Origin of the sequence: uncultured Kocuria sp. (genome assembly GCF_947500125.1) — a bacterium.
GTDB lineage: Bacteria > Actinomycetota > Actinomycetes > Actinomycetales > Micrococcaceae > Kocuria.
Genome location: NZ_CANMRA010000089.1, coordinates 1 through 719 on the forward strand (window position 1 = coordinate 1; position 719 = coordinate 719).

Consider the following 719-nt stretch of genomic DNA (forward strand, 5'->3'; position numbering starts at 1 on the left):
GTCAACGGCGACGGCCACCGGGAGGTCCTGGGCATGCGGGTGGCCACGGCCGAGACCGGGGCGGCGTGGAACGAGTTCTTCGCCGACCTGGTGGCCCGGGGCCTGGGCGGAGTCCGCCTGGTCACCAGTGACGCCCACGCCGGTCTCAAGGACGCGATCGCCGCGCACCTGCCCGGGGCGTCCTGGCAGCGGTGCCGCACCCACTACGCGGCCAATCTCATGTCGATCTGCCCGAAGAGCATGTGGCCGGCCGTGAAGGCGATGCTGCACTCGGTCTATGACCAGCCCGATGCCGCCGCGGTGAACGCCCAGTTCGACCGGCTGATCGACTACGTCGCCGAGAAGCTGCCCGAGGTGGCTGAGCACCTGGCCGACGCCCGGGAGGACCTGCTGGCCTTCACCGGCTTCCCGAAAGACGTGTGGATGCAGATCTGGTCCAACAACCCCGCCGAGAGGCTGAACAAGGAGATCCGCCGGCGCACCGACGCGGTCGGGATCTTCCCCAACCGGGCCGCCATCGTTCGCCTCGTGGGCGCGGTGCTGGCCGAGCAGACCGATGAGTGGGCCGAGGGCCGCCGCTACCTCGGACTCGAGGTCCTCACCCGTTGCCGGCTCACCCCCGTGGCCCGCACCGGAAGCGAGGTGATCCCCGACCCCCTGACCGCCCTCACTGCCTGACCCCTACGAAAGATCGCTACACCACTTCTCGGGGCTTGACC

1 protein-coding gene is annotated in these 719 nt (G+C 70.0%); it reads left to right on the forward strand.

Features of this window, described 5'->3' with window-relative positions:
• The coding region (locus Q0817_RS19975; RefSeq protein WP_298592239.1) for an IS256 family transposase at positions 1-678 on the forward strand (678 nt) is incomplete at its 5' end.
• Between the last annotated feature and the right edge of the window lie 41 nt (positions 679-719).